Below are 20,364 nucleotides of genomic sequence, written 5' to 3'. Positions count from 1 at the left end.
GCAAAAGCCACTAACGGGAGTGCGATGACCATGTTACCGAGATTTATTGTTTTGACGGCGATTGTCTTATTCACGAAATCGGCCAGTGCCATTGAGGTGCTAACCAGCATTAAGCCGATACAGATGATCACTTATGAGTTGATGCTCGGCACTGGCACCCCGGATGTATTGTTGCCTGCGGGGGCATCGCCGCATGATTATGCGCTCCGTCCTTCAGATGTAAAGCGGATTCAGCAAGCCGATCTGGTGATTTGGTTTGGTCAAGACCTTGAACCGTTCATGAGTAAGTTGTTAGTCAATCACCCATCGGTATTGACATTAAGTCAAGTACCTAACTTAGCTTTGCGTGAGTATGGGGCTCAAGATCACCATGATCACGCAGGGCATCAGCATGGCAGTCATGATCCACATTTTTGGCTAGGTATTCAGCCGGTTGCGCAGGTAGCCAGTGCGATAAGCGCGCAATTGATCGCGCTGGATGCGACTAATCAATCAAAGTATCAAGCGAATTTGGAGCGTTTTTTAGCTAGTTTAAGTGAGCGTGAGCAGGCCATTCGTGAGCAGCTAACACCAGTGATGAGTGTACCTTATTATGTGTTCCATGATGCTTATGGATATTTTGAGCAACATTTTACCCTTAATCAGCTCGGGCATTTTACGGTGAATCCAGAGCGTAAACCTGGTGCGAAAACCTTAATCGCAATCAAGCAGACTCTGAATGCCCAGTTAGCCAAATGTGTGTTTGCTGAGCCGCAGTTTGAACCTGCAATTATTGAAACAGTAGTCAGGGGTACCCCAGCAAAAATTGGCGTGTTAGACCCATTGGGCAGTTCGGTGCAATTAAAAGCGGGTAGCTATTTTGTGTTCCTTAATCAATTGGCGGATAGCTATTACCAATGTTTAGCTCAGCCCTGAGCTAATCATGAGAGGAGAAATTATATAAATGCGGCTTAAGCCGCATTTTTTGATCCAAGCATGAAAAATGATACATTGCCCCGCCTTTCACACTGCATCTCGCTTAACGATTAGTTAGAATGCCTGAAAATTTGTACGCCTAATGGTATTCCACTCACGGATACAAATTCTAACTGCTTGCTGACAGGGGATCGCGTGTTTCGCACATTTTTATACAGCTGCTGGCTGAGTCTTATTATTCCGTCACTAGGAGTGGCCAACAATAACCCGATGTCGGTTTTCTACCCTTTATCTATGCAGGAAAAAGGGACTGTGATAGTGGCGAAAAATCTGTATCTCGGCGACGACGGCGGAATATGGATCCATGATGTCCATGGCAAGGTGATGTTTTTTGATGGACAGAATATTTTGCCAGCGCGTGGTTCGGTATTACCCGAAGCCTCAAAGCATATTATTTATGCCAAGCGCGCGTTGTGGACCTTTGAGCAACATCAACTGTTTCGCACCTATCCGGGAGGAGAGAAAGAGCTCATCTTAACCCTGCCCCCAGGTACTCAAATTAATCAGATCGGCGTGTCAAATGGCATGATTTGGTTGAATGATAGCGCGAACTTTTATAGTTATGATATTGATAATGCAAGGCTTGATACTTTTTCTTTGCACCAGCTTTATTCGTTGAACAGCGCCAGCCAAGTAGTGATTAATGATGCGCAGTTTTTCGCCTCAAAATGGGCTTTGGCGACCAATGTCGGTGTTTATTTGTCGATGCCACAAGGCTTTAGCCATATCACGGACTCTGGTAAATCGGCGATCCAAAAGCTCTATTTTTCTGAACGGCGGCGCGAGCTATTGGTTGGTTCTGCGCATGGCGCATCGATCATCGATATTGAGCACTCGCGCTTATTGTCCAAACCAATCGGTGCTGCGGAAGTGTTGTCAATCGCTGAAACTGACACTGAGTATTGGATTGGTACTGAAAATGGTCTGTATCTTTACAGACTAGATAGCGGAAAAGTCACTCAACCTGAAACATATCGCAACGATGATTATGCACTATTGGGTAAGAAAATTTACTCAATGGTTAATGATTTACAAGGTGGTATGTGGATCGCGACTGACAAAGGTATGTTTTATTATTCATTATTGGCTCAGCAGTTGACTCGATATCCTGCGCAAAGCTTATCCCGTGATGGTAGTCGGGTCCAAATCAGTAAAATTAAGTCGTTCAACATGCAGGGAGATTATTTAGCGATAACCCAACAAGGCCTATATCGATTTAATTTTACTGGCGAATTTCGTAAAAACTTGATTTATCCCGGTCAAGTCAATGATTTCGTTATTGCTGGAGATGACGTCTGGATTGCTACTGAGCAAGGGCTGGTGAGCTACAATCTTGCACAGCGCCAGATCAACGCTCCGCCATTGCCGATGTCATTGCTGCACAATTCGGTTAAACTGCTCACCGTCGATGGTGATGGCCGGCTTTGGGGAGCCAGCCATGAGCAGCTTTGGTCTTATTTGCCGAGCGAACAAACCGAGACCAATTATGGGATGGAGTGGATGGTGAAAGGATTATCACCCGCGAAGATCACCGTACTTGCCGCCGTTGAACAAGGCATAGTGATTGGTACCGAACATGGTGCTTACACTTTGTTTGATAAACAGATCCGCTTTGATTTCTCCAGTCATCGCTATGGTGAAATAGTACAAGTTGTTGAAGATAAGACTGGTCATATTTGGCTGGTCGGGGCTTATGGTGTATTTCAGTGGCAGAACCATCAACCGCCCGCAATTGCAGTGGAGTTAGTTGAAGAGAATATTCAGCCGCGCTGTATTGCTCAGTCAGCACAGGGGATGTGGCTCATTTCATCGCAGGGGATCAGTCTCTATCAGCACCAAGGTCAACTCAGTAAACACTTTGCTGCGCCTTATGGCTTGATCAGCAATGAGTTTATATTAGGTGCTTGTGCGGTCGGTGAAGTGTTGGATAGCTCCTCTCTTATCATGGGATCGCAATTTGGTGTGGTGCAAGCTAATACCCAAGCACTGGCGGTCTCTAATTTGCCCAATATTCAGATCATGTTTAGTCAAGTGAGTGTGAACCACCAGCCGAAACTATTGGGTTATCAGCCGGATGGTCTGTTGCAAATTGCCTATGATGATGCGATTAGTTTTCAGTTTGGGGCCTTGTCATCGTTACGTAATCCATTGTTGGAATATAAGCTCAATGATGAGCGAGAATGGCAGCGGTTTGACTGGGCGCAGCTCAATTTTGATCGATTACTGCCCGGCGAATATCGTTTAAAAGTGCGTAGCGCAAATCCAACCCACCAAGATCAAACCCCAGCTATATTCGATTTTGAGGTTCTCCCTCCTTGGTATCTAAGCCCTGCCGCTATTATTGGTTATGTGATGCTATTGGGTGGTGGTTTGTCTTTAATGCTAAGTTGGCGAACTCGAGTGATTGTTGAGGCGAATCGACAGCTAAAAAACCAAGTCGAGCTTAAAACCAGTCAATTGCATCATCAAACTAAAATTGTACAGAGCAGTAATCAGCAATTACGTAAGTTACTGCAAGTACATCACAATTTGTTTGGCAAAGTATTTGAGAGTATTGATCCCGCATTACGCCATCTTTCCTCTTATGCCAAAGTGCGTGGGTGGAATGAGTTCGAGTTGCCGTTTAATAAAGTTAAACAAGAATTAACCCAATTGCATTTCATGCATCGAGGCGAAACCCCAGAGAGTCAACGCCACGATTTAAATTTATTGATGGAATCGGCCTTAAAAAGTTGGCAGGAAGAATACAACAAAGCAGAAATCCAGTTGGTGTACCGTGGTGAAGTCTGTCTTATCGAAATTCGCCAATTTAACCTCGATATACTGTTTAATGTCGTGTTCACCGATGCGATTCGACGGCTTGCTAAACAGCAACAGTTATCTATCCAACTTGAGCAGAGAGATTCACAAGGCGTGCTGATTTTTTCAGATCACGGATCAGCGATTGATAACTTCAGTGCCATTCCCATCTCATTCAACGGTGCGTGTACTTATTCGGTGCAAGAGTTAGTACAGCATAGTGGTGGGGAATTACGGATTTTACGCCTCAACGATTGTAATGTTCTCGAGTTGGCGTGGCCGTTGGCAGCATCGCCTATAACTCGGTCATTTAAGGTGCAAGCGTTATCTATCGCTGATCACATTGTGCTTGATGATGGGGAAAAAAAGTGGCTGCGTAAAGTCAATCAGCTGATCGAGCACAATTATAATGATTCGGATTTTACCACCTCTAGAGCGGCACAATTACTGTTTGTTTCCGAGCGTAGTTTGCAGCGCCGCTTTAAAGCGGCAACCGGTAAAACATTTAAAGAATCGCTCAATCAAATGCGTTTAGAGAAGGCGTGCCAGAGTTTGTTGTGTGGTGCCAGAATTGCTCAAGTTGCCTTTGATTGTGGATTTAATGACCCTTCTTATTTTAGTCAGCGTTTTAAGCACCATTTTGGCTTATCACCGAGCCAATTTATCGAGGATCAAGAGGGTAGATAATGGTAATGCGGTGAGCCTATACCAAAACAACTTGGAGTTGCAGGTAGGCGGCAAGTGAGTGAGTCCCCATGAGCATAGACAAACTATGTGATTGGGGTGAACGAACGTCGCCAACACCGCTGCAGCTTCAAGTAGGAAGGGTATAGTTGATATAGCGTAGTAGGGGAGATTGAGTGCTGAAAAAAATCGTGGTATAGCCGGGGGGACTATACCACGGGTGCCAACGACACCTTCGCTTGCTGCCGGAGTAATATGGCACAGCCATATCACCTCTGGAATTCTTGTTGCTAGGAGGGATATCCTTTCAACCCGCTCACTATAATTCCAGTAACTTATTTTTCTTATAAAATTTACGCCAGCTTGATATAGAAAAACGACAGAAAATAGCATCAAGGTTTAACTTATTGATTATTGAGAATTAATTATTTGGTTTGGTTTGGTTTGGTTTGGTTTGGTTTGGTTTGGTTTGGTTTGGTTTGGTTTGGTTTGGTTTGGGTCGTTTTAGATTTCGCTAGGAATGTGGTTAAGTCTCTTTTTAACGTTTTTGACGGAGTTGTTTTGACGAAAATAACGCTGGTGATTAATTAGGCAAACATTGTTTTCACGCAAAAAAATCATCTATTCACTGTGTTAATCTTTCTGATATTAATGCTAATGTTTCTTATTAATACTTCCTTTTAAAGGTTGCGATCATGAAATTATCACAGATGAAAGCGGGCGAGCGTGGTGTGATTCTCGCATTAGAAGGGCTTTCTGACTCGGTCAGAAAGAAGCTCATGGTGATGGGCGTGCTGCCTAATACGCCAGTGATCCTGATCCGACGTGCTCCGATGGGCGACCCGTTGCAAGTAGAAGTGCGCGGTGTGTCGATTGCTTTGCGTGAAAATATTGCGGCGCAGATCCAAGTGGAGCCAATTCAATGAACTATCAGATACTCACGGTCGGTAACCCGAACAGCGGTAAAACTACACTCTTTAATGGGTTAACCGGGGCTAAACAGCAGGTTGGTAACTGGAGTGGCGTGACGGTTGAGAAAAAAACAGGCAGTTTTTCTCATGCAGGGGATGAGTTTTCATTAACCGATTTACCCGGCATTTACGCTTTAGATAGTGGTAATGATAGCAACAGTATTGATGAGTCGATCGCTTCGCGCGCGGTACTTACCCATCCTGCAGATGTGATTATCAATGTGGTCGATGCTACTTGTCTTGAGCGCAGCCTATATATGACGCTGCAGCTGCGTGAATTGCAGCGTCCAATGATCGTCGTACTCAATAAAATGGATGCGCTGAAACGTGAGCGAGTGCATCTTGATTTAAAACAGTTGGAAGCTTTCTTGGGTTGTCCTGTCGTGGCGCTTTCGGCAAATAGTCAGCCGCAGGTGCGTCGTTTTAAAGAGAAACTGCATAAGCTAGTAGTGCAAGGGATTGCGCTCAAGCCGCTGGAACTCAATTATGGTGATCAATTTGAGCCATTGATTGGTCAATTAGCCGATCAGTTTCATGAGCAGACCGTATCTGCCCGCGCCTTGGCCATTCGAGCGCTTGAAAATGACCTGTTAGTGATCAATCAATTGCCTCCGGCGGCTCGCCACCAAGTGCAGCAACTGCAACATCAATGCTCAGTGGATATTGATTTGCTGGTGGCAAACACTCGTTATACTTATTTGCATGAACTTTGTATTTATGCACGCCGCAGCGAAGGTAAGCTCAGCCATCGATTCACTGAAAAAGCCGATCGAGTGATCCTCAATAAATGGATTGGTATCCCATTCTTTTTTGCCGTGATGTACCTGATGTTTATGTTTGCGATCAATATTGGTAGCGCCTTTATTGACTTTTTCGACATCGGCGTTGGGGCATTATTGGTCGATGGTGGACACTACTTGCTGGATGAACATCTGCCAGTTTGGTTGGTGACCTTGATTGCGGATGGGGTCGGTGGTGGGATCCAGACCGTGGCTACATTTATCCCTGTGATTGCCTGCTTATACTTATTCTTAGCGGTGTTAGAAAGCTCGGGTTATATGTCGCGTGCAGCTTTTGTGCTGGATAAAGTGATGCAGAAAATTGGTCTGCCTGGCAAAGCTTTTGTGCCACTGGTGCTCGGTTTTGGCTGTAACGTGCCATCGATTATGGCCACACGAACGCTGGATCAAGAGCGTGAACGTAAGCTAGCGGCCTCGATGGCACCCTTTATGTCTTGTGGTGCGCGTCTACCGGTTTATGCGTTGTTTGCGGCGGCATTTTTCCCACAAAGTGGCCAAAATGTGGTGTTTGCTCTGTATTTATTAGGGATTGTGGCGGCAGTTTTGACCGGCTTGGTGCTGAAAAAGACTCTATATCCAGGGGCAAGTGAAAGCTTAATCATGGAGATGCCAGATTATGAAATTCCGACCCTACAAAACGTCGTGATCAAAACCTGGCAGAAGCTGAAACGTTTTGTATTGGGTGCAGGCAAAACCATCGTGGTGGTGGTCACTATCTTGAGTTTCTTAAACTCGGTGGGCACCGATGGTTCATTTGGTAATGAAGATACAGATAAATCTGTATTGTCTAAAGTAGCCCATGTAGTGACACCGGTATTTTCTCCGATGGGCATCACACAGGAAAACTGGCCAGCAACCGTTGGCATTATTACCGGTATTTTTGCTAAAGAAGCGGTAGTGGGAACTTTAAATAGCTTGTACACCACAAACGCCGATGATGAAGATGTGGAATATGATCTGCGAGCCAGTTTGCAGGAAGCGCTAATGTCGATCCCTGACAATCTTGCCGCCTTGAGCTTTAGTGATCCGCTTGGAATTGAGGTCGGTGATTTAACCGATAGCGATGCGGTGGCTGAAGAGCAAGAAGTGGATGCCTCTATCTTTGGCAACTTACACACTTATTTTGCGAATGGGCATGTAGCATTTGCTTATCTGATTTTTATCCTACTGTATACCCCTTGTGTAGCGGCGATGGGGGCTTATGTGCGCGAGTTTGGTGCTGCCTATGCACGTTTTATTGCGCTCTGGACGATGGGCCTCGCGTATGGTTCAGCGGTGTTGTACTACCAAATTACCCATATTATCCAGCACCCTTGGTACAGCTTAGCTTGGATTGGTGGGATCATGGTATTTGCAGCTATCACCTATTGGGGATTAAAGCAAAGCGGACGTAAGCAAAAAATGGTTGAGGTACCCGCTGCGTGATTTTGAACGAGCTTAAAGCGGCGATTGAGCAGCAGCACGGCATCACTCGTCAACAATTAGCCCAGCGCTTTGCGCTGAGTGAAGATGGTGTTGAGGCGATGCTCGCGGTCTGGATTAAGAAAGGAGTGTTCTCTCGCCAGCAATACACCAACGCGCAAGATGCGGTGGTGCGGGTGCATTATGTACTGAATCGTCGCTGTGATCTCGCAGTGAGCGTGACCATGTAGTCATAGTCCGTACTTACACGTTAACCAAAAGCCGCGTAATGCGGCTTTTTTATGCTCGAAAGGATTTATGTTCGAAAGGGTTTATGCTCGAAAAGGAGTGACTTAAATCGATTTTATGTTGGCTTAAAGAGTGAATGTGAACTCAGGGTTGTGCGGAGTGTATTTAGCAGATCTTGCTGCTCAGAGGGTGAGCGTAACTGGCCTGAGGTTCTGCCCCACACAGGGCCCGGCCACGCAATATCGCTAGTAAAGCGCGCGATATGGTGAATGTGTAGCTGCGGCACCATATTGCCCAGCGCACCTAAGTTCAGTTTGTCAGGATTGAATAGGTGTTCTAGCGTTTGGCTGACGATTTGTGATTCAAGCAAAAATTGCTGCTGCTCTTGCATTGGTAAATGATGCAATTCGCGCAGATTGGCACGCTGTGGGACTAAAATAATCCAAGGCACCGCAGCATCTTTATGTAATAGGGCGATGCAGAGCGGAAAGTAGCCGATCACATCGGTATCTTTTTGCAGTTGTGAATGCAGTTCAAAGTGCAGCATGTGATGCCTCTTAAGCACAATAAGTGGTGATGTTTTATTAACCCAGTCAGTCATAAAATAAAGGTTGGCGAAGTGCCAACCTTTATTATGCAAGATGATTACATTCTTTCTAGCGTCTCAATTCCCAGTAACGCAAGACCTTGTTTGATGGTTTTTGCGGTCAGTGCAGCGAGTTGCAAGCGGCTCTGTTTCACGCTCTCTTGCTCTGCCACTAAAATTGGGCAAGCTTCGTAGAAGCTAGAGAATAGGCCCGCTAACTCAAACAGATAGCTACACATCAGGTGTGGTTGACCTTCACGAGCGACCGCTTGGACCGCTTCTTCAAACTGCAGCAGTTTGGCAGCTAGGGTCTTCTCTTTTTCTTCAGTAATTTGAATATGACCAGTCAACTGGTTCATCTCAATTCCCGCTTTGGCAAAAATCGAGGCGACGCGAGTATAGGCATATTGCATATAAGGCGCAGTATTGCCCTCAAAGGCCAACATGTTATCCCAATCAAATACATAATCGGTGGTGCGGTGTTTGGACAGATCCGCGTATTTGACCGCAGCCATCGCTACTGTGTTGGCGATGTTGGCTTTTTCTTCGGCAGACAGAGTTGGATTTTTTGACTCAATTAATGTGCTAGCACGCTCTTGAGCTTCATCCAGCAAATCCGCTAAACGCACCGTTCCGCCCGCACGAGTTTTAAATGGGCGACCATCTTTACCGAGCATCATGCCAAAAGCATGGTGTTCTAAGCTCACTTGCTCAGGAATATAACCTGCTTTGCGCACAATGGTCCAAGCCTGCATCAAATGTTGATGTTGGCGTGAGTCAATGAAGTACAGTACGCGATCCGCACCAAGAGTCTCATAGCGGTATTTAGCACACGCAATATCAGTGGTGGTGTAGAGGAAGCCACCATCGCGTTTTTGGATGATCACGCCCATGGCTTCGCCGTCTTTATTCTTGAACTCATCCAAGAACACCACTTGTGCACCATCATCTTCAACCGCTAAGCCTTTGGCTTGCAGGTCGCTGACAATCTGCGCCAGCATGTCATTGTACATGCTCTCACCCATTACATTATCACGGGTCAGCGATACATTAAGACGATCATAGTTACGCTGGTTTTGGATCATGGTGACATCGACCAATTTTTTCCACATCGCGAGGCAGAAGGGATCGCCGCCTTGCAGTTTTACCACATAGCTACGTGCCGTTTCGGCAAACTGCGGATCTTCATCATACAACTGTTTTGATTCACGGTAGAACGCTTCCAGATCGGCCAGTTCCATTGACACTTCGCCAGAGGCTTGTTGTACCCGCTCAAGGTTAGCGATCAGCATGCCAAATTGTGTGCCCCAGTCTCCTATGTGGTTAGCGCGGATCACATTATGGCCCAAGAATTCCAACGTGCGCACCACTGCATCACCAATAATGGTGGAACGCAAATGGCCGACATGCATCTCTTTGGCAACGTTAGGCGCTGAGTAATCGGCAACGATGGTTTGGGGGGCATCTTGGGCGACACCTAGGCGTTCATCGGCGAGTGCCGCTTCGGCTTGAGCGGCCAAAAAGGTTTCGCTCAGGAAAATATTGATAAAACCCGGACCTGCGATTTCAGTTTTGCTGGCGATACCGTCAAGATTCAGAACATCCAACACTTTTTGTGCAAACTCTCGAGGATTGCAGCCTAGTTGTTTCGCGGCACCCATGATGCCATTGGCTTGGTAGTCACCAAATTGGGCTTTAGCCGATTGACGAACGAGTGCTGGAGTGCCAGCGGGTGCGCCTGCGGCTTCAATAGCCTGAGAAACTCTCTGATTGATCAGTGCTTGGATATTCACACGTTTGCCCTTCAATTCAAGGAAATAGAGATGGAATGCCGTCATGTGGAGAGTGAGGCATATCACAATAATATGGTTTAATTGGTCGTTATGATAACAATATTCAGCCTGAGCACCTAGGGTGATGCATAGGAAATTTTCACCTTTTGCTGTCAATCTTGCTAGTATCGCGCGCAAACTGGCATTTTAAGGGGAACCAATGCAACCACAACTTTGTGAGACAGGGCTGGCTCCAGAGCAACTGCTCGAAAAACTGGGCTTATTTATGGCTAAAATTGAGCAATTGCTTGATCTTTTAGGCTTAGATCTGCGTGAACATCAGCTAGACCATATTGCACTGCGAATTAATGATCCAGCATTGGCACAAGCGGCGCATCTGGCCTGGTTAGACTATGGTCAACAAATCTCGTGTGCGCAGATTAACGGTCGGCCGATCATCGTGATTCGCTTTTATCAACCGCTGTCGATTAGCCACTGGCAGATTGAGTGTTTAGAATTGCCTTATCCTGGGTTAGGAAAAACCTATCCAGTGCAAAGTTGGGAGCATGTTGAGTTTGTGATCCCTGCGTCATCTTCAAGCGCGGCAGAGTTTTGTATTGAGCTGCAGCAGCGATATCCCGTGTTGGCAGTAAAATGGGATTTTCTCCGTGAGCTGGGAATTCAAGTTAAATTATCCAGTCCGCAGGGGGAGGGGGAGCGCTTAGCCAATCCTACGCTGGCTTTTCAATGGCAAGGGGTGTGCGTTAAGCTCCACCCCCACGCGTTAGCGACGATTGTCGCTAGTGAAGCTGCCGATCAAGCTAACCCACATCATAAGCTTTAGTGCGCTGTTGGAATTGCTCAACTGAGGTGATGGCTTGACCCAGTTGCCAAGTAGACTGCGCATGATGCGCTTGGCCTTGGCTGTGCATGATCAAGCGGTGCGCTGTGCGGGGTTTCAATTGATTGACCACAAAGCGGATCATATCGGCGCGACTGAGTGTTTTTAGTTCCTGCAACACTTGCTCTCGTTGATCAAAGCTCAGATCTTGATTGCCAATCGCGACCCAGAGCCGTTGGGCTCGCACTCTTAGTGTTGGATCGGGGGCGGCAATTTGGTTCCATAAGCCCCGTTTACTGCTATGCCATTGATATTCGTTTAACTCAAGTAACACCAGGTACAGCGCATTTAAAAACTCATCAATCGCACGGATTAATTCACTCGGCGGGGCGGAAGGTGACTGCACATACATAATTAAGCCCGGATGGCGATTTAACGGCATATTACCGGTACCGACCATATAACCTAATTGCTGTTTGGTGCGAATTTCATCAAAAAATGCGGCTGACATTAAATGATTGGCTAACGAATATAAGGCAATATTACGTGGACTCACCTCGGTTGATTGGTAATAAACCACAATCGCAGAATCATCTTGTTGGCAATCAACTTCGCGCTGAAAGGTTCCATGCTTGCCAAGCATTACCAGCGGGCGCAGTGCGATTTGGTAAGTTTGACCTTGCACACGCAGTGCCTGTTTAAGCATGCTGGCCATTTGATGTGCTTGATCGGCAGGCCAGTCACCATAGACCAACATTTCAATATGCAGTTGTGCCAAAATCGCCTCGACAAAACCGGCCAGCTCTTCGACATGCACCGTTTTAATCGCGGCCAGTAAGTCAGCATACGGCGGATTATTCGGTTGCAGCAGTCCGCTTAGCGCATTAAATAGCTGTGATATCGGTTTGTCATGCGCCGCATTACGCCAGTGACGGGTCAACTGCTGTTTGATGGTATTAAAGCGTTGGGGCTGAAAATCACGCTCAGCAAATTTATTGAGGATCAGCGCCATCAGTTGTGGCAATTTTTGACTAAAACCAGACAGCGTCAAGGTTACCCCACCCTGATGAGCGTACAGGTTATAGCTCATGCCGGCGATTTCGGCTTGATAGGTTTGTTTGGCTAAAGTGTCTAAAAACATCTCAACACATAAGCGGGTCATGGCAATATTGCGACAACTGGCCACCGCATGTGGGCTATCAATCGCGATGTAAATAACCCCTTTCGGAACTCTAAATTCGGTATCTTGTTGGTGCCAAAGTTTAAAGCCCGGCAAATCTTGCAGCACTTGGGGGTACGCAGTGATTTGTTTGATGTCTGCTGGATTAAGCTCATCGCAGATGAACGGGTTTGGTTCGGGCAATTTGAGTGGCAAATCTAAGGGGGTGCGGAAACGACGCAATTGTTCGGTACTGAATGGTGTGACCGAATAAGGGGTGAAGTACCACTGAGCAATCTGATCATAATGGCTTCCTTTGGCAATTAAGGTAGCGCGCAGATTTTCTGGGCTGAGATGGCTTAAAATCTCTTCCAACTGTGCTTGCTCAAAACCCATCATCATATAGTCGCCATAAATGGTATCTTGCGCCGCATAATGCTGCATGTTGATCACTAAATGGCTGGCCATATCCAGTGGTCGCTGAGTTTCTTGGAAGCGAAAGGCTGACTCTAGCACCGCACGTTTTTCTTGATAACGCCAAGCTTGTAGCCCTTGGCTGGCAATTAAATCCAGCGTTTGGAATACGCTTTGGATGATCTCATCCACATGCTCTAATCCTTGTGGGGTGAGCAAGCAACTGATCGCGAACTCGCGGTAGTCACGGCCACTGATCCCACCACCCGCAGAGAGGCTAGTGATCCAACCTTGCTCTTTGAGCGCTTGCAGCAGGCTGCCTTGACTTTCATCTCCGATCAAATGGGCTAAGTAAGAGAGCGGCTTGTTATGATAGTCATTTGCTGTGCTCGGCAGCACAAAGGCTAAGATTAGCTTACGCAGTTCTTTGATTGGTTCAACCTGAATCAAAATGCCGATGTGTTCTCGTTCAACAAAAGGTGGCAATGGCTTAAGCTTGCGCGGTGGGCTTGGAATGTGGGCAAAATAGTTTTCTGCCCACAGTGTCAACTGCTCAATGCTTTGTGGACCAGTTAAAACCAGCGTCATTAATTTGGCCGAATAGTGATTTTGATAGAAATCCAGCAGTTCATCACGAATGGAACTTTGATCACCATCACTAAGGGTTTGCGCGTTGCCGACCGAAAATTGGCTGAACGGATGACGCGGATTTATGGTTTCTTTTTGTACTTGATACAGGCGACGTGATTCATCTTTCAGTTTGAGTTTGTATTCTGAATCGACCGCTTGTCGCTCTTTATCTAACGCTTCAGGATTAAACAGTGGTGCGATAAAAAATTGGCTGAAACGGTCGAGGGCTTTCGTAAAAATATTGGGTGCAATATCAAAGAAAAAACAGGTGTGTTCAGTACCCGTCCAAGCATTATTCGAACCGCCATGTTGAGTAATGAAATGTTGAAATTCACCTACTTTCGGGTATTTTTCGGTACCCAAAAACAGCATGTGTTCGAGATAGTGTGCTAAGCCTTGCCGTTCGATTGGATCATCAAAATGACCAACATTGACCGCCAGAGCCGCGGCACATTTGCTGGCATTTGGACTGTGGATCAGCAGTGTACGTAACCCATTGTTTAAGGTGATATAACGGTACTGATTGGTATCATTAGGGCTGATATGCACAGTATTTCTCCGGATTGATAGCGGCAATGGCAAATCATGTCGATATCTTGAGGATGGTAGCAGTCAGTTTAGTCGGTCGTGGAGCTTTTTTATAGACTGTTAACGAAGTCGAGGTCTTTAGCTTGACTGCTGTTATAATCACAAAAATTGAGCAGCCATAGACTGCATAGCTTAGGTAGTGTACATGAAGATTTATATTATGCGTCATGGTGAGGCGCAGCAGTTTGCGGCCAGTGATGCACAGCGATCATTAACCGAACGTGGGTGTGATGAGTCCGCTGCCGTGGCTGGCGCCAGTGTTAGTCAACAGGGCGTGAGTGGTTTTGATCTGGTGTTGGTGAGCCCTTACCTGCGAGCACGACAAACGTGGCAAGTACTGGCGGAGCATTTTTCGGCAGCAAAAGTGCAAACCTGTGATGAGATCACCCCTTATGGACAGTCAGATCGGGTATTCGATTACTTAGCTGCCTTGATTGATATCGAACAGTTGCAGTCAGTGCTATTGGTTTCGCATTTGCCTCTAGTTGGCTATTTGGTGGCTGAATTGGTCGATGAGATGATCCCCCCCATGTTTCCAACCTCGGGGATGATGTGTATTGATTATGATCCGCTGACCCAGACCGGGCAGGTGTTATGGAATATTTATCCTTAATCTGCGCCAATCACACCCGGTGTGATTGAGTGAAAAAGAGCGTCTTAGTTGGCGCTTTTTAATGTCCTGTTTTTAACGATCTGTTTTCAAACAATTAATGGTGATATTTGGGTTGTCATAAAATTGACGTATATTATGGACTGAAAATTGCATTCAGTAGTACCATTCATACGGTGCGCCAATAATAATCTTCCGTTTAACCTTTCAGTGACAGCCAGACATTTATGAAATTTACTCTGCCATTTGCGGACAAATTACCTGCTATTCCACAGCGCAGCATACCCGCGATCGGTGCTCCGGTTATGGTGCTGGCGGCATTGGCGATGGTTGTGCTGCCTATCCCAGCCTTTCTGCTGGATTTATTCTTTACCTTCAACATTGCTCTCTCACTCATCGTGCTGTTGGTTACGGTCTATACTCGACGTCCACTGGATTTTGCTGCATTTCCGACGGTTTTGCTGATCGCGACACTACTGCGCTTGGCGCTCAACGTCGCCTCGACACGAGTGGTGTTACTGTATGGTCATGAAGGGCCTGGCGCGGCGGGTAATGTGATTGAGGCCTTTGGTAATGTGGTGATCGGTGGTAACTACGCAGTTGGTTTAGTGGTGTTTTTGATCCTGATGATCATCAACTTTATGGTGGTGACCAAAGGTGCAGGACGAATTTCAGAAGTAAGCGCTCGCTTTACCTTAGATGCATTGCCCGGTAAGCAGATGGCGATTGATGCTGACTTAAACGCAGGGTTAATTGATCAGGAGCAAGCGCGCCTGCGACGTTTCGAAGTGACCAAGGAGGCCGATTTTTATGGCTCAATGGATGGTGCGTCAAAATTTGTTAAAGGTGATGCGATTGCCGGTATTTTGATCTTGTTTCTTAATATTATCGGTGGTCTTAGTATTGGCATGATCCAGTATGGTCTTAGTTTCAAAGAAGCGATTGAAATCTACACCTTACTCACGATTGGTGATGGCCTCGTAGCACAAATTCCATCACTGCTGTTGTCAATTGGCGCGGCAATGATGGTTACTCGTCAAAATACTGATGAAGATATGGGCCAACAGCTCATTTTTCAGTTATTTGATAATCCGAAAGCGTTAACTATTACTGCAGGTATTCTGGGAGTGATGGGGATTGTCCCTGGCATGCCACATTTTGCTTTCTTATTGTTAGCACTCTTAGCCGGTGGCGTAGCATATTGGTTACAGCGCAAGCAGAAAACCAAAACAGAAGATAAGCACCTGCCAGCCAAGAGTCATCTCGATGCGCCAACCCAACGTGAACTCTCTTGGGATGATGTGCAGCCCGTTGATGTGATCGGCTTGGAAGTGGGTTATCGGCTGATCCCATTGGTCGATAAAGATCAAGGTGGCGAGTTATTGGAACGTGTTAAAGGGGTACGCAAAAAACTGTCGCAAGATTTTGGTTTTTTGATCCCATCGGTACATATTCGTGACAACTTAGAATTGACGCCCAATAGTTACCGCATCACCTTAATGGGCGTTGCGGTGGGAGAGGCCGAAATCCGCCCCGACCAAGAGCTGGCGATTAACCCCGGTCAGGTGTATGGCATGATCGATGGTGAGGCCACCCGTGACCCTGCGTTTGGTTTGGATGCGGTGTGGATCCGCGAAGAGCAGCGTGAGCACGCGCAAGCGCTGGGTTATACCGTCGTCGATTCATCAACGGTACTTGCCACTCATCTTAGCCAACTGCTGACCAATAACGCGGCGCAGTTAATTGGCTACGAAGAAGTACAAAATCTGCTGGAAATGCTTTCTCGCTCAGCGCCTAAATTGGTGGAAAATTTTGTGCCGGATCAGCTGTCGCTCGGAGTGGTGGTCAAAGTGCTGCAAAATCTGCTGCATGAGGCGATCCCCATTCGTGATATTCGAACGATTATCCAAACACTTTCTGAATACGCCAGTAAGAGTCAAGAACCTGACATTTTGACCGCGGCAGTGCGTATCGCGCTAAAACGGTTGATTGTCCAAGAAATCAATGGGGTAGAGCTTGAATTGCCCGTGATAACCCTAGTTCCAGAGCTGGAACAAATTTTGCATCAGACTATGCAAGCTTCAGGTGGGGAATCGGCGGGCATTGAGCCTGGATTAGCTGAACGACTGCAAATGGCGCTTAGCCATGCAACTCAAGAGCAGGAGTTGAAAGGAGAGCCTGCAGTATTGCTGACCTCTGGTGTGTTGCGTTCAACACTGGCGAAATTTGTGAAAAATACCATTCCAAATCTTCGCGTACTCTCTTATCAAGAGATCCCCGATGAGAAACAAATTCGAATTGTGCAGGCTGTGGGAAATTAATCGTCGGCACATTGTTTAAAGACGGAAATCTGCTTTGAAAATAAAACGATTTTTTGCCAAAGATATGAAAACCGCGCTGCTGCAGATCAAAGAAGAGCTGGGCGTGGATGCGGTGATCATGTCCAATAAAAAAGTCGCAGGTGGCGTCGAAATTGTGGCGGCCGTTGATGGTGATACCGCGCCTGCGCCTGCTCAACTTTACAGCTCGCAGCCTCGACCTGCGTATAACCAAGTTTCACCCTCGATCGCGGCGACAAAAAATCGAGAATTAGCCGATGATCGGGTCAGTCTACAGTCGAGCGCCGATAATGGTCGTTCGATGACGCGCCGTTTTGCCAATATGCTTAAGCAATACAGTCACGGTGCCAGCGATGAGCCAGCGCACCGTGCCGAAAATGAAGATTCACTTTCAGCTTTGCTCAAACGTCAGTCAGACAATCGTGCACCGCAGGCTAGACGTTTAACCGATCGCCAACGTCCAGAGTCGGCGCTCAGTCAATTATTGCAAGATGATACTAGTACTCGCCATAAGCCACGTCTCGATCCGACACGTTATGATCGCAATACAGCTCCGGAGCCGAGCGTAGCCGCCAGTGAACTAGAGTCGATGCGTGAAGAGATGAACTCGATTCGTCGCCTGCTTGAGCATCAAGTTTCCGGATTAATGTGGCAAGAAGTAGAGCGCCGTGAACCGCTACGCGCGATGTTAATCAAGCGCTTAGAGCGGATGGGAGTTTCGCTGGAAATGGCGGATCAACTAGCGTGTTATATTCCAGAAGATACCCCGCCGCCCAAAGCGTGGAAGGCGTTACTGGGTTTGGTCTCTGATCAAATTCCAGTTGTTAAACATGACATTCTCAAACGTGGTGGTGTGGTGGCTCTGCTTGGTCCGACAGGGGTGGGGAAAACCACCACCGTCGCCAAATTAGCGGCACGCGCTGCGATGGAATTTGGCTCAGACAATGTCGCATTGGTCACCACCGATACCTATCGGATTGGTGCTCATGAACAATTGTCGATTTATGGCCGAATTATGGGTTGTCCGGTAAGAGTTGCTAAAGATTCCAACGAGTTAGCCGATATTATTTATCAACTACGTAATCGACAGTTAATTTTGGTCGATACGGCAGGGATGGGACAGCGTGATGTTCGCTTATCCGAGCAGCTTGATACCTTAATGCAAGAAAGCGGAGAAATTATTCATAGCTACCTTGTGTTACCTGCGACAGCACAGCGTAAAGTGCTGCAAGAAACCATAGAGCATTTCAGAAGGATACCACTTTCTGGGTGCATTATGACCAAACTCGATGAGTGCCTCAGTTTAGGGGAATTTGTCAGTGTCGTTGTACAAAATGCGTTGCCCGTTGCGTATATCGCAAATGGACAACGAGTGCCCGAAGATATTGTAATCGCACAACCCAAATACATGGTCGTAAAGGCAAACGAATTGCTAGAGAAGTCGACTGAAGATGAACCTCATTACTGGACCAGTGATGCAGAGAGATTCTAGGTGGCGGACAGGTATGACAAATAAAATGATATATGACCAAGCAAGCGGCCTACGCCGTTTAACACAACCCTCGGTGACGAAAGTGATTGCCGTCACCGGTGGTAAAGGTGGTGTAGGAAAATCGAATGTCACCCTAGGCATGGCTATTTGCATGGCCAAACAAGGTAAAAAAGTGATGGTGCTCGACGCCGACTTAGGCTTAGCCAATATTGACGTCATGCTCGGGATCCGACCTAAACGTAACTTAGGCCATGTTCTTGCCGGTGAATGTGAACTTAAAGATGCGATCGTTGATGGTCCGCATGGTATTCGCATCATCCCTGCGACATCGGGTACTCAATCGATGACTGAATTGTCCCATGCGCAGCATGTTGGATTAATCCGTGCTTTTGGTTCGCTAGAAGATGAGATGGATATCCTGCTGATTGATACTGCGGCTGGCATTTCGGATATGGTGGTGAGCTTTTCGCGTGCCGCACAAGATGTGGTGGTGGTGGTGTGTGATGAACCGACGTCCATCACCGATGCTTATGCACTGATCAAACTGCTCAGTAAAGAGCATCAAGTACAACGGTTTAAAATCGTCGCCAACATGGTGAGAAGCTATCGAGAAGGCCGAGAATTGTTCGCTAAGTTAACCTTAGTCACAGAACGGTTTTTAAATGTGAGCTTAGAACTTGTCGCCTGCATCCCTCTCGACGACAATGTGCGGCAAGCGGTTAAACGGCAAAAGATCGTAGTGGATGCGTATCCTCGTTCGCCTGCGGCGCTGGCGATAAGCTCATTGGCAAGCAAAGCGTTAACTTGGCCGATACCTCGTACCCCAAGTGGACACTTAGAGTTTTTCGTAGAACGCTTACTTAATCGGCCTGACATTATTGTAGGGGAGCCTTTTGGTGAATAAAGCGCTTACATACGATCAATACGGAAATCTAAATAGTCAGCAGCTATTTATTGAGAAGTATTCGGTATTGGTTAAGCGTATCGCCCATCATTTAATTGGTCGTTTACCTCCGAGTGTGCTGATTGAAGACCTGATCCAAGCAGGAATGGTTGGCTTACTTGAGGCACAAAAGAATTATGATGGAAGCAAAGGTGCCAGTTTTGAAACCTATGCTGGAATTCGGATCCGTGGGGCGATGCTCGACGATATCCGACGTGGTGACTGGGTTCCGCGATCGGTACATAAAAACAATCGGGAAATCAGTCAAGCGATAGCGGTGCTCGAAGGAGAGCTTAATCGTGATCCAACCGATGCCGAAGTGGCCAAATTTTTAGAGATGTCGCTAGAGCAGTATCACAGCGCACTGATGGACATTAATTGTTCACGGATTGTTGGGATAGAAGATCTCGGTATTTCGGATGATGCCATTTCACCGTTTGAAGAGGGAGATGAAAATTCTCCATTTCAGGGCGTTGCTGAACAATCTTTCCGCAAAGCACTGGTTGAATCAATAAAATCACTACCAGAGCGTGAAGCGTTAGTGCTTTCGCTCTATTATGATGAAGAACTAAATTTAAAAGAAATTGGTGAGGTACTTGGGGTTAGTGAATCTCGCGTTAGCCAAATACTCAGCCAAGCAATACAGCGACTAAGAACCAAGTTAAGTTCTTGGACTCGGAATGATTAAATATCACTGATTTCAAACTCAGTGGAGGCAATTTTGAATAAAAACATGAAGATCCTTATTGTTGATGACTTTTCAACAATGCGCCGAATCGTTAAAAACCTACTTCGAGATCTAGGATTCAACAATACGCAGGAAGCGGATGATGGCTTAACTGCATTGCCAATGCTCAAGAAAGGTGACTTTGACTTTGTCGTGACTGACTGGAATATGCCAGGAATGCAAGGTATTGATCTACTTAGAAACATTCGTGCTGACGAACAATTAAAGCACCTGCCTGTACTGATGATCACCGCAGAAGCGAAACGCGAGCAAATCATTGAAGCCGCTCAAGCTGGAGTCAATGGTTACATTGTAAAACCATTCACCGCAGCCACGCTGAAAGAGAAGCTAGAGAAAATTTTTGAGCGTTTATAAGGCGTTTAC

15 protein-coding genes are annotated in these 20,364 nt (G+C 46.6%); 12 read left to right on the top strand and 3 right to left on the bottom strand.

The genetic code is table 11. From position 1 onward, the window contains the following. Nucleotides 1–30: 30 nt before the first annotated feature. From znuA to G7083_RS02000, 5 genes are all read left to right on the top strand, one after another. Nucleotides 31–915 carry a zinc ABC transporter substrate-binding protein ZnuA gene (znuA, locus tag G7083_RS02020; protein ID WP_166013347.1) on the top strand — a complete coding sequence of 295 codons (885 nt, stop codon included), beginning with the start codon at nt 31–33 and terminating at the stop codon, nt 913–915. A gap of 195 nt (nt 916–1,110) precedes the next feature. After that, complete coding sequence (locus G7083_RS02015) at nt 1,111–4,461, top strand: AraC family transcriptional regulator (protein WP_166013346.1); 3,351 nt, start codon at nt 1,111–1,113, stop codon at nt 4,459–4,461. A 692-nt stretch (nt 4,462–5,153) separates the two neighbouring features. After that, nucleotides 5,154–5,384, top strand: a complete 231-nt coding sequence (locus G7083_RS02010; RefSeq protein WP_166013345.1) for a FeoA family protein — start codon at nt 5,154–5,156, stop codon at nt 5,382–5,384. Then, nucleotides 5,381–7,654: a Fe(2+) transporter permease subunit FeoB gene (gene feoB, locus G7083_RS02005; RefSeq protein ID WP_166013344.1), complete on the top strand. Its 2,274-nt coding sequence runs from the start codon at nt 5,381–5,383 to the stop codon at nt 7,652–7,654. Before G7083_RS02010 ends, feoB begins: the two co-directional genes overlap by 4 nt. Then, nucleotides 7,651–7,881, top strand: a complete 231-nt coding sequence (locus tag G7083_RS02000; protein ID WP_166013343.1) for a FeoC-like transcriptional regulator — start codon at nt 7,651–7,653, stop codon at nt 7,879–7,881. The genes feoB and G7083_RS02000 overlap by 4 nt, the downstream gene beginning before the upstream one ends. 113 nt (nt 7,882–7,994) lie before the next feature. Here G7083_RS02000 and G7083_RS01995 read toward each other — a convergent pair whose 3' ends face one another. Together G7083_RS01995 and argS are read right to left on the bottom strand one after the other, a co-directional pair. Beyond that, a complete protein-coding gene (locus G7083_RS01995; RefSeq protein WP_166013342.1) occupies nt 7,995–8,426 on the bottom strand; it encodes an HIT domain-containing protein in 432 nt (143 codons plus the stop codon). Nucleotides 8,427–8,524: 98 nt separating this feature from the next. Beyond that, nucleotides 8,525–10,258 (bottom strand): arginine--tRNA ligase, encoded by a 1,734-nt coding sequence (gene argS, locus G7083_RS01990; RefSeq protein ID WP_166013341.1) that lies wholly within the window; start codon nt 10,256–10,258, stop codon nt 8,525–8,527. Between the two features lie 199 nt (nt 10,259–10,457). Between argS and G7083_RS01985 the strand changes: the two genes are divergently transcribed. Beyond that, nucleotides 10,458–11,081, top strand: coding sequence for a VOC family protein (locus tag G7083_RS01985; RefSeq protein ID WP_166013340.1), 624 nt, complete (start codon nt 10,458–10,460; stop codon nt 11,079–11,081). On the opposite strand, the gene G7083_RS01980 is transcribed toward G7083_RS01985, so the two are convergent. Further along, nucleotides 11,059–13,830, bottom strand: a complete 2,772-nt coding sequence (locus G7083_RS01980; protein WP_166013339.1) for an insulinase family protein — start codon at nt 13,828–13,830, stop codon at nt 11,059–11,061. The genes G7083_RS01985 and G7083_RS01980 overlap by 23 nt on opposite strands. A 184-nt stretch (nt 13,831–14,014) precedes the next feature. Here G7083_RS01980 and sixA point away from each other — a divergent pair, with 184 nt between their 5' ends. The 6 genes from sixA (at nt 14,015) to cheY (ending at nt 20,355) form a co-directional block, all read left to right on the top strand. Next, nucleotides 14,015–14,482: a phosphohistidine phosphatase SixA gene (sixA, locus tag G7083_RS01975; protein WP_166013338.1), complete on the top strand. Its 468-nt coding sequence runs from the start codon at nt 14,015–14,017 to the stop codon at nt 14,480–14,482. Nucleotides 14,483–14,706: 224 nt separating this feature from the next. Continuing rightward, nucleotides 14,707–16,800, top strand: a complete 2,094-nt coding sequence (gene flhA, locus G7083_RS01970) for a flagellar biosynthesis protein FlhA (RefSeq protein ID WP_166013337.1) — start codon at nt 14,707–14,709, stop codon at nt 16,798–16,800. A gap of 34 nt (nt 16,801–16,834) precedes the next feature. Continuing rightward, complete coding sequence (gene flhF, locus G7083_RS01965; protein WP_166013336.1) at nt 16,835–18,310, top strand: flagellar biosynthesis protein FlhF; 1,476 nt, start codon at nt 16,835–16,837, stop codon at nt 18,308–18,310. A 13-nt stretch (nt 18,311–18,323) separates the two neighbouring features. Next, the gene (locus G7083_RS01960) at nt 18,324–19,214 is read left to right on the top strand and encodes a MinD/ParA family protein (RefSeq protein WP_166013335.1); all 891 of its coding nucleotides are present in this window, start codon (nt 18,324–18,326) and stop codon (nt 19,212–19,214) included. Beyond that, nucleotides 19,207–19,941 carry an RNA polymerase sigma factor FliA gene (locus G7083_RS01955; protein WP_166013334.1) on the top strand — a complete coding sequence of 245 codons (735 nt, stop codon included), beginning with the start codon at nt 19,207–19,209 and terminating at the stop codon, nt 19,939–19,941. Before G7083_RS01960 ends, G7083_RS01955 begins: the two co-directional genes overlap by 8 nt. A gap of 45 nt (nt 19,942–19,986) precedes the next feature. Beyond that, nucleotides 19,987–20,355 carry a chemotaxis response regulator CheY gene (gene cheY, locus G7083_RS01950; RefSeq protein WP_166014972.1) on the top strand — a complete coding sequence of 123 codons (369 nt, stop codon included), beginning with the start codon at nt 19,987–19,989 and terminating at the stop codon, nt 20,353–20,355. The last annotated feature ends 9 nt before the right edge of the window (nt 20,356–20,364 follow it).

The sequence above is a fragment of the Vibrio sp. HDW18 genome, from assembly GCF_011306175.1.
Classification (GTDB): domain Bacteria; phylum Pseudomonadota; class Gammaproteobacteria; order Enterobacterales; family Vibrionaceae; genus Vibrio; species Vibrio chanodichtyis.
Note: the sequence above shows the minus strand (reverse complement) of the source record. Positions and strands in the feature narration are given on the sequence as shown.